General features: G+C 30.8%; 9 protein-coding genes. All 9 read right to left on the bottom strand.

The genetic code is table 11. The annotated features are described in order from the left end of the window. Positions 1-4: 4 nt before the first annotated feature. Positions 5-754, bottom strand: a complete 750-nt coding sequence (locus BN350_RS00095) for an HAD-IIB family hydrolase (protein WP_028041778.1) — start codon at positions 752-754, stop codon at positions 5-7. Continuing rightward, positions 751-1,743 (bottom strand): Gfo/Idh/MocA family protein, encoded by a 993-nt coding sequence (locus tag BN350_RS00100; RefSeq protein WP_028041779.1) that lies wholly within the window; start codon positions 1,741-1,743, stop codon positions 751-753. The genes BN350_RS00095 and BN350_RS00100 overlap by 4 nt, the downstream gene beginning before the upstream one ends. A gap of 1 nt (position 1,744) precedes the next feature. After that, positions 1,745-2,767 carry an oxidoreductase gene (locus BN350_RS00105; RefSeq protein ID WP_028041780.1) on the bottom strand — a complete coding sequence of 341 codons (1,023 nt, stop codon included), beginning with the start codon at positions 2,765-2,767 and terminating at the stop codon, positions 1,745-1,747. A gap of 528 nt (positions 2,768-3,295) precedes the next feature. Next, a complete protein-coding gene (locus tag BN350_RS00110; RefSeq protein ID WP_028041781.1) occupies positions 3,296-5,218 on the bottom strand; it encodes an oxidoreductase in 1,923 nt (640 codons plus the stop codon). Positions 5,219-5,230: 12 nt separating this feature from the next. After that, a complete protein-coding gene (locus BN350_RS00115) occupies positions 5,231-6,571 on the bottom strand; it encodes a PTS transporter subunit EIIC (RefSeq protein WP_028041782.1) in 1,341 nt (446 codons plus the stop codon). 126 nt (positions 6,572-6,697) lie between these two features. Beyond that, a complete protein-coding gene (locus tag BN350_RS00120; protein WP_028041783.1) occupies positions 6,698-7,525 on the bottom strand; it encodes a PRD domain-containing protein in 828 nt (275 codons plus the stop codon). Then, on the bottom strand, positions 7,522-8,013 hold the full coding sequence (locus BN350_RS18035; RefSeq protein ID WP_044599996.1) for a PTS sugar transporter subunit IIA: 492 nt from the start codon (positions 8,011-8,013) through the stop codon (positions 7,522-7,524). The genes BN350_RS00120 and BN350_RS18035 overlap by 4 nt, the downstream gene beginning before the upstream one ends. A gap of 504 nt (positions 8,014-8,517) precedes the next feature. After that, positions 8,518-10,299: a glucose PTS transporter subunit IIA gene (locus BN350_RS00130; protein WP_028041784.1), complete on the bottom strand. Its 1,782-nt coding sequence runs from the start codon at positions 10,297-10,299 to the stop codon at positions 8,518-8,520. 107 nt (positions 10,300-10,406) lie between these two features. Next, complete coding sequence (locus BN350_RS00135; protein WP_028041785.1) at positions 10,407-11,246, bottom strand: PRD domain-containing protein; 840 nt, start codon at positions 11,244-11,246, stop codon at positions 10,407-10,409. Positions 11,247-11,410: the final 164 nt, after the last annotated feature.

Here is an 11,410-nt window from a genome sequence, read left to right on the forward strand (position 1 = left end):
ATTTTCACTCCTTTTCTAATATTTCAATAGCTTCTGCTATTGTTGTAACAATATAATCACATTGTTCTTGAATACTTTGTGGTGAATGTTCAAATGTAAATGAACAATCAACTGCATCCATCATTGGTAAATCATTATAAGAATCACCAATTCCTGCAATATTTGATAAACAATATATTTCTTTCAATCTTTCAATAGCATGACCTTTTGAACATTCTTTAGATACAACATCTATAGAATCCATATTCTGATAAGCTATCACTTCATCATATTTCTGATTAATTTCCTGGGTAATGAAGGTTGCTCTTTCGATTGTACTTTCTATCAGTGAAAGACTATAAATATCATCATGAACATCTAAAATTGAATGAATAAGATAAGCATGTTGATCATTCTTATCATGAAGGTCAGACACATAAACATATTTTTTAGATAGTGTTTGTATCAATAATGCTGTTTCATTTTGATAAGTCATATGAATATGATGAGCAATATCTACAGGTAATGATTGCCCATATAATAATTGGTATCTTTTATCTAAAATTAATGCACCTGTACTAGCAATAATAAAATCTGGCTCAATGATTCCTTTTAATTCATGTATCAATCCAGCGATAGGTCTCCCTGAACAGATTCCAAAAAGATTTCCTTTCCTTTGAAATGCATGAATAGCTTTGATATCACAATCATGAAAACCACTTTTTTTATTTTTGAAGTATAATGTATTATCAAAATCACTTGCTAAAACTTTCATAGATTTTCATCTGCACTAAAAACAACACCTGCTGATTCTCTTGCTTTCGTTGCAATTGTCATCGCAATCAAACTCTTTTTGATCATTTCTTCAGCCTTCAGATAATCTTTATTTTCAATAATTTTCACAAATTCAACAAATTCAAAATACATACGATGTTTTTCATTTTGTTCATTATATAATGTTTCACTATTATCATTTTTAATCACTTTAAAATCAGATACATTATTAGCAGGAGTTGTCACAAGTAAACACCCTTGATCACCTTGAATACTTGTCATAATTGGTGCTTTACAATCCTTTGCTCCAATCAATACTGCTTTAAAGTGTCCATAATCTAATGTGATGATTCCTGATGTATCTATTCCTCTTTCAATATTTGCTTGATATTGAACCTGTTGTGGTTCTCCAAATAAAGCTACCATCAAATGAATATTATAAATATTCAAGTCCATTAATGCTCCACCTGATTTGGTATAATCAAATGCAGGTAAGATATTTCCTTCTTTAAAAGCATTATAACGTGAAGAATATTGAGAATAGTTTGCTGAAACAATTTTAACATTTCCAACTTCATTTAACAATTCTCTCATCTTTAAAACATTTGGTAAATATTGTGTAGAAATAGCTTCTAATAAAAATAAATGTTTCTCTTGAGCAAGTTTGTTTAATTTTTCTAATTCTTTAATATGTGATGTAAATGGTTTTTCACAAATGACATGTTTATTGGCTTCTAATGCCTGTTTACACATTTGATAATGTAAATGATTAGGAACGCCTAAATAAATGACTTCTACTTCTTTATCTGCTAACATATCTTCATAACATTCATATGTCTTATGCACATGATTTTCTTTTGCTAATTCTTTGACTTTTTCATATTCAGCTGGAATAGAAGCCATGGCTATTAATTCTACACCTTTGACATCATGAATAAAACGAAATAAATCATGAACAATCATTCCACATCCAGTAATTCCTAATTTCATTTTATTTTGCCTCCTTAGCAACCTCTGTTGCCTCTTCAATAATTCTTAAAACTTCTATAACTTCTTCATCTTTCACAATCTTTTCTCCATTATTAAAGATCACATCATATAAATTATCATATATAATTCCATAATCTCCTATCTCAGTTGGAACTTTCTTTGTTACATCATTTCCTTGATCATCAATATAAGATAAAGTTCCCCATTTATCTTCAGGCAATGGATCAAAACTAATTTCAATTGGTCCAGGTTTTGGTTTCAATGAACTTTGATGTCCTAAAGCAGGCATTAAGAAACTTCCTTTTTTACCATGAACAGTGAATCTCGGATAATCTAGTTTCACATAATAACTTGTTTTTACTATTGCTTTCATATTTCCATAAAAGAAGTCAATATCATAATAATCATCGGACTCCCCAGGATGATCAATACTTCTACAATCATAAACAACTTTGTTTGGTTGACCAAATTGCCCAATAATCTGATCAATTGGATGAACTGCCAATCCATACAAAAGACCAAATCCTTTACGTTCTGAGATACTTGGACGATAATAATCATAATGAGATTCAACTTCTACAATATCTCCTAAAACACCTGATTCAATCACTTTACGGACTGTTCTCATATCAGCATCATAACGCCTATTCTGATTAGACATTACAACCAATCCCTTAGATTTTGCATAATCAAAAACTTCTTTTGCTTCCTTTGCTGTCATCGCAAACGGTTTTTCACATAAGACATTCTTACCATGTTCTAAAGCTTGCATAGTATATGAAACATGGAAAGCATCTGGTGTATTCACAACAACCAAATTCACCTCATTATCACTCATAACATCTTCAATATTTGATGTAAATGTTATCTCTGGATACCATGTTTCTCTTTCTTCATCACCCACTCTATCTTCCTCTCTTCGATAGATATACTTCACTTTAATCGTATCTTTTCTTCTTTCTACATAGGGTAAATGATAACGACACACACTATTCCCAAATCCAATATAAGCTACAACTAACATATTCAATTCCTCCTTTTCTATCCCCATTTTATACGATTTGAGAAAACGATTACATATAAAAAAGAAGTTTTGCAATTGGATTTCATTAAAACAAAAAGTTAATGAAATCCAATTTCATTAACTCGTATTTTTATAAATTTATTATGGAATTATGAGTGTTTTTTCTAATTATCATATGCTATTAATCTTCAGATTTCCATTTTCTTTATTAATTTCATATTCTTGAGTATAAATTATGAGTTTCCTATTTTTCATTACTTTGATAGATACGATAAAGATTTTCGTGTTTGTGCTCCTTTGTTAAAATTCCAGAAATATCCAATAAATGATTCAATAACAGGATATCATCAAAAATAATATTTCGTTTTAAGCAATAAAACATACTATATTTACCAAGTTAACCTGCAAAATACAAAGCTATTTATACTCAAAAAGAAAAACCTATAAAACAGAATACGTATCATGAATACTTTAACTAAGTATATTCTTTGACTAACTGTTTTATAAGTTTAAAATCAATAACTATCTTTACAAAGAAATTCCTGCATAATATCCATCATGTGTCGCCTGTGCAACTGTTCCAGGACGTTTTGCATCACCAATAACATTGATATCTGGTACAAGACCATAAAATTGATTGACAATATCGCATCTTGACTGCATTCCTACAGCAACAATAACACTTTGTGCTTCAATCACTTGTAGATCAGTATTATTTTGAATGACAACACTTTGATTTTGGATAGAAAGACATTGAGAATTGAGAAATATTTTGAGATTTTGACACTCAGATAATTTCTCCAGTAATCCTGTTTGAATATGTTCATTAACATTTGAACATAATTGCTCACTCTTTTCAACAATTGTGACGTCTTTACCTAAATGACATAATAATTTTGCAAGTTCAGAACCAATCGAACCACCACCAATAATGACAACTTTTTGGTTTATTTCATTCTGATGTCCGTAAGCATATAAGGCATCCATAACATGCTTTTGCTGAATACCTGCAATCTCTAAAGAGATGGGTTTTGCTCCAACTGCAACGATTAAACTATCACCTGTCTTTATTTCATCAATACATTCAAGAGCATCACATTGTAATCTGACTTCAATACTTGATTTATGAATCTGTGTCATCAGATAATCCTTGTATCTCTTTAAATCCTGTTTACTTTTATCAAATTCAGAACAAGACAATTGACCACCTAAAACATCAGTTTTTTCAAAAAGGATGACTTGATGACCTCGCTCATAAGCTGTTAAAGCCGCTTTACAGCCAGCTGGTCCACCACCAATCACATAGACTTTTTTGATAGTTTTTGCTTTGGAGAGTTCAACGGGAACACTTTGTTCATGCAAATATCTAGGATTGACTGAACAACATGTGATACTTTTCATACCATAATGTCTATCTTTATTTCTAGCATATTGATTATAACAATTCATACATCTTAAGCAAGGAACAATATCTTCACTCTTTTCCTCTATTGCTTTACTCGTCCAAAATGGGTCTGCAATGATTTGTCTTCCTATCACAACAGCATCAGCCTGATGATTTGCTAAAATCTCTTCTGCTTCTTCAGGTGTCATAATAGCTCCCACAACAGCGACTGGAATATGAACATATTCTTTGACTTTTTGTGACCATTGAACATTGATCTTATGATCAAAATAAGGTGTAGATGACATCTTTGTCATGGCTTTGATTTCTCTTTCTAAACCACATGAAATATGTACCATATCTATCTTATCCTCAATCAGTTGAATAAATCGAATAATTTCATCTATAGGTGTTCCATCCTCGATATATTCAAAACCACTAATACGCATATCTAAAGGATAACCTGGACCCACTGCCTGTCTGACTCTCTCCACAATTTGAATAGGAAATTTCACACGATTTTCAAAACAACCACCATAACCATCTGTACGCTTGTTATAATGCGGTGAAAGAAATTGAGTTGGTAACCAGCCATGTCCAAAATGCAACATCACCATATCAAAGCCATACTCTTTTGCATCAACTGCTCCTTTAGCGAATGCATCAGCAACTTCATTCATCATGTTTTCATCCATTGCTTTCACTTCAATACCATCTTCACGTACAAAACCAACTGGCCCAATAGCATAGTCTCCAGGCTGAACATAAGCATATTGACCAACATGACAAAGTTCAAATTCTGCTTTTGCACCACGTTGCTGAATCGTTACAACTTGTTCTCTTACTTTTTGACTTTCTTGCATATTCGCAAAACAATAAGAACCAGGTGCCATTCTTGATCGAGGACCTGGGACTGAACCGCTTGTCCCACGAATAATCATCCCAATTCCGCTCACTGATTTATCAGTCAGACTACCTAAAGGAGCAGAGATAATACGATTAGGTATCATCATTTGATTGACTTGCAATGGTTCAAAAAGATGTGGATATTTTTTAGAAAAACTCATTTTATTTTCCCCCTACTCTGGTATATCATCAAAACCAATTATATATGTAATTGTGGCTGCTCCTAAATAAGCAACAACCATTAAAATACACCAAATGAGAAATGTTTCACCTAAAAATAATGGTATACCTCCTAATCCACATAATCCTAGTCCCATTGCTTTCACAACAAAAGTTAGTGACAATGCACCACAAATTCCTGACATAATACCTGGCGCAATTAAAGATTTCTTTGTTGGCAGCAAGACACCATATAGAGCGGGCTCTGTAATCCCAATCACACCAATAATAGTAGAACTCAATGCTTCACTTTTTAATTCTTTATTTTTTGTTTTTAAGGCAACACCTAAAGCCGAACCAGCTACTGCAGCATTCCCAAATCCTAAAATTGGAAAAACAACGGAATATCCAACAGATGCTAATTCATTCAAAACAATTGGAATAGCGGTTGCCTGGTGGATACCTGTTAAAACGAAATATGGGCATGTTGCCCCAATAATCAATCCTCCTAAAATAGCAAAATGACTATAAATATATTGAATACCTTGACCTAACACTTCAGAAATCATTTGGGCTATAGGTGCAGTCACAACAATCATAAGTGGTAAACTCACAATAATTGTAATGGCTGGAATAAGCACCGATTTCAAAAGTGTAGGAGATATCTTTTTCGCTATTTTTTCAATCCAATAAACAACTGGCATTGTCAAAAGAATAGGCGTCATTGTCGATGAATAAGTCACCAACTTCACTGGCAACCCATAGAAAGATGCACTTGTTCCCTGACTTGCAAATTCAAGAACAGCAGGATAAACAAGAATACCTCCTAAAGTCGCTCCAATATAAGGATTCACACCTAATTTTTTAGCTGAACTAAACCCTAATAGTATTGGCAAGAAGTAATATCCTGCATTTCCTGTGGCACTGATCATTTGATAGCCATAGGTTGTTGCATCAATATTCACATATGACATCAAAGCAATAATCCCTTGAATTAAACCACATCCAATCAAAACAGGAATAATCGGTTGGATTGATCCTGTAATATAATCAAAAGCTGTCTTCCAGCCAAAATTTTCATTGTTTTGAACTGCTTCCACATTATCCTTAATCTTCACAATTTTTGATAACGCATCATAGACATCATTGCATTTTCCACCAAAAACAATCTGATAAGTCTTATTGAAAAATGTTGCTCCTTTAACTCCTTCTAATGTTTTGATGACATCTTCATTAACTCTCTCTTTTTCTTTGACTTCAATACGAACACGTGTAAAACAACTCATAATACTCACAATATTTTCATTTCCACCTACATTCTCTAAAATACGTCTTGCTATTTCATCATTATTCATTTTCTTCTCCTCCTTTTTTAGCAAGTTTCATTTTTTCTTCACACATCTCCTCCTTTAAAAATAAAAACTCAAGACAATCTGTGCACTGATTCTCCTGAGTTTAGCCTAATTTAATAGTGACTACCCCTATTCTTTTAATTCACAACAGTTTCTTAAATGTAGAATTAAATAATTCTTTTCTGATTCACTCATTTCTTTCCCAAATTCATCTTTTAAATGCAAAGATAAACGATTAATACATTTCTGTTCTTTTTGAAAAACACCTTGAATTGTTTCCTTTAACAAACGATTTTGTGATTGATTTTCATGACCTTCTACGTATCTTTTTGCAAAGTATTTTACATGATTGACCAATCTGGTATAAGCTAAAGAACTTTCCTTCACATCTTTTAAATAATACTTTCTAATAAAACAAACACTCTCATTCACAACTTTAAATATCTTATCAAAATCCTGTCTCTTTTGCTGAAATTCATTTTCAATAATATGCATTGCAATATATCCAACTTCATCATCTGAAATCTGAATATGAAACATGCGATGAATCATTTCTTTTGCATACAAACCAATCTTATATTCCTGCTGATAAAAGTGTTGAATATCAATCAGAAATGGATTATCTAAATCTATATTTTCCTGTAATCTTTGCAATGCAAAATAAATATGATCTGTTAATCCCAAGTAAATATTCTGATTGAGTTCCAAGTGATATTTTCTTTTCGCATATTGTACTATTTTTTCAGTCAGTTCAATATATACTCCAGGAATCTGTGAAATCAGTTCAGCTAATTTATTATTGTCAGCAACAGAAAACACTTTCTGTATTTTCCGTTCATCAATCACGTCACCTGCTTTTTTATGAAAACCAATTCCTGTCCCTACAACAATCACTTCCTCTTGCTTGTTATTTTTGGCCATCACAACATTATTATTCAATGGCTTAGTTATTATCATACGCTCACCTTCTTTACCTTCATCAATTCTCCTGCCGCTTGAATGTCTTTATGATCAGTCTTGAATAACTGATAGTCTTCATCATTTTCAATTACAATCATTGTTGTTGGATGATATCTTTTTTTAATATTTTTTAAATCAATAGACATCAGCATATCACCAGCTTTGACTTTATCTCCTACTTTCACATAAGGATGAAAATATGTACCTTTTAATTCAACCGTATCAATACCAACATGAATAATAACATCAATTCCTTCCATAGAAGTGATTGCAATCACATGCTTAGTCGGAAAGACAACAGTAATGATTCCTGAAACTGGTGCATACAGTTTTCCTTCAGTTGGTTCAATCGCAAGACCATCTCCCATCATCTTTTGACAAAACACTTCATCATGAACATCTTCTATTGGTATAACACTTCCACTTACTGGTGCATAAATTGTTTGTCCATCATCTTCTATTTTTATATTTTTTCTAAGTAACATTTTAAAACCTCCTATAAATATAAAAACCAAAACTAACAATGTTAATTTTGGTTTAGCCTGCATTACCAGTGACATTTCCTATTCAATTTCTTCTTAAATAAATCGTACCACTCATTATTCAAGAAGTCAATCATTATTTTAGCTTTTGTTTAGATAAACCAAAATATCATCATCACTTTGGTTTTCTTTACCCTTTATGATATAAATAAAGTGAATCCTCTTGAAGCAGTCTTAAAAATTAATAAAAGTTTTTATTAAACTCTCTTCTATATACATTTTGATATTCGCTTATTTGAATAAACTTCACGTCCTATATAATCAAAGATAAGAATTATTTGTTTAAAATCTAAAGATCTCATTTTATCTAATTATTTTAATTTGATAAATATGTTCTACTTTCATTTTCTTGCCTCCTTGATAACATTTATATACTTGAACAGAATCTACCATCGATTGAATTGCAGGTATCCTCAATACTTGAATACTCGTTATGGTAATGAGAAACTAATATATAATTTCTAATAAATCCTGTTCAAATGAAATATCTTTTATGTTCTCTTGATATGGTATCAATAAAATAGTCGTTGTATCATATCCCTCTTTTTCCATTTGTTCTTTATCAATACAACATAACATTTGTCCTTGTTCAACTTCATCTCCAACTTGAACTTTCATATCAAAATATTTTCCATCAAGAAACGATGTATTAATTCCTATATGTATCATAAACTCAGTACCATTCTGTGTTTTCATACAAATAGCATGTAAAGTAGGAAAAATGGTGGTGATTTTCCCATGGATTGGTGCAACAATTATATTATCTGTTGGTATAACTGCTATTCCATCACCTACCTTTTTACTCGCAAAAACTTCATCCTTGACTTCTTGTAAAGAGATAATGTTCCCATTTATTGGCGGAATTAATGTTTCTTTTAATTTTGTCTCAATCATGTTGAGATCTTCTTTTTTATATCCAAAAAAGTAAGTTAAACAAGTACTAAGAATTAATGAAAAACTAATTATTAATAATGCTGAAATATTAGGCGAATAAACAGGCAGTGAAAATAGATTATGGAAAACATAGGCATCACATGTAACATTTAGGAGTCTTGCTATAATTCCACTTATTCCTCCACTGACAATCATAATAATCATTGTTCTACGATAACGAAGAATAATACCATATAATACAGGTTCTATAATTCCTGATAAAAATCCTGTAATTGTTGCTGGAGCAGCTAATCTTCTTAATGAAGAATGTTTTTTTGAGCGAAGAAATGTTCCTAATGAAATTCCAATTAAAGTAAATATTGCAACTACACAAGTCCCTTCAATAGGATCTCCCCCATATTGCGAAAGATTTTGTAAAGTAAATGGTGTAAATCCCCAATGTAATCCTAAAATAACAAGGAATGGATACAATCCACCTAAAACAAATCCTGCAAGAACTGGAAGTACTTCAATTAACCACATAATACCATTACCTATATAATCTCCTATAGTTGTAGAAACTGGACCAAATAAGATTGCAGTTAATGGAACCATAACCATCAAAGAAATCATAGATACCAAAAACAACTGAACATCTTTGTAAATATATCGAGATAAAAATCTATATAAATATACATAAATAAATATCGCAACAAATATTGGAAAAACTGTCGAAGAATAATTAATAGCAATAACAGGAATATTTATAAAACTTACTTTTTCTAATTCAATTAATCCCATAAAATTTGGATTAAGTAAAGCAGCTCCTATACAAGCTCCTACAAAAGCATCAACTTTCATTTTTTGAGACAATGTGTATCCTAAAAAAATAGGTAAGAAATAAAAGATTGCATTTCCTGCTGCATATAAAATCAGATAGGTTGAAGACTCTGCTGATAGCCAATTCATAGATGTTAATACTGTTAAAAATGCCAATATCATTCCTGAACCTGCCATAACAGGAATTAATGGTGAAAATCCACTTGATATCCATTCAAAAATTGTATTAACAAAACTTGTTTTTTCATGGACTGGTTCACTTGAATTATTTAAATCCAAATGTGAAATAATACTCTTATAGTAATCTGAAACCTCTTGTCCAATAACAATTTGATATTGACCACCACTTTTTACAACAGATAATACATATGGTAATTCTTCAATATCTTTTTTTAATGCTCTCTTTTCATCTTTTAAACGAAAACGCAATCTCGTTGCACAATGCACAAGATCTAAAACATTTTCTTTTCCGCCAACTAATTTTAGAATTTCTTTTGATTCATTTTCATATGACATAATTTTTCTCCTTTCTATAATAGCGCCTTAAATAAAAGGCATTATCCAAAATAGTATGACCGCGGTTTCATACTCAATTGAATAACGCCTACTGAAAGTTACGCATCTTATTTATGACTAAAATGTATTCTATTTAAATGCAAACTCAAATACATAAGTTCATCTTTACTAATATTCCAATGATATTCATTTTCTAGATATTTTTTTATTTTTATTGCACATTGATAATCTTGTGGATGTTTCTGCTCAATGATAGGCAATAAATATGTTTCTTGTTCTAAAACAATTTGTCCATTTATCTGTCTATTTACAAAATATCTTAAGTGTGTAATAAATCTTGTTAATTCATAAGAATGAGAATCTATTATTATTTGATAATGTTCTTTTAATATATTTAATATTTGATCAATAATTTTCGTTAAAATTATTGTTTCTTGCATGTTCTGCTCTTGACTATGTGCATTTGCAAAATGTAATGCAATGAAACTTATTTCTGATCTTGGTATTTCAAAACCTGTTTTTTTCTCAAGAAACTCAATAACTTTCTGACTAAATATATATTCCTGAGGATAAATGGCTTCTATTTCCCACTGAAGTGGATTTCCAAAATATAAGCCTTTTTGTAAACGTTTTAACATGTAACTGATATGATCAGATAATGTTATTAATATATTATCATGAATATCAAATGGTAATTCTGATTTTCCCCATTCAATAATTTCACTTGCTAATTCGATATCTTGTAAAGAAATGTTATTTAGTAACTCATGAACACTATGGATGGATTCTTTATTTTCAAAAACAAAGACCTTATCAGCATTATCTTCATTAATAAAATCACCTGGTTTACGTTTGAATCCAATACCATTTCTTATGATTACATACTCCTGTTCAAGATGATTAGTCGCCAATATGACATTATTATTCAATACCTTTTTTATTTTCATATCTGCCCCTCCTAATAAAAAAGCGCAACTCCATAAAACAAAATGTGTTTTATCAAGTTACGCCTAAATAAACATTCAGTAACGTTCTCTTCTTAAGAACATTATATAATTGAATCAAGGTAAAGTCAATACAAAAATGTAAACGTTTTCCTTAAAGTTTAAAG

It is taken from the genome of Candidatus Stoquefichus massiliensis AP9, assembly GCF_000455285.1.
Classification (GTDB): Bacteria; Bacillota_I; Bacilli_A; order Erysipelotrichales; family Coprobacillaceae; genus Stoquefichus; species Stoquefichus massiliensis.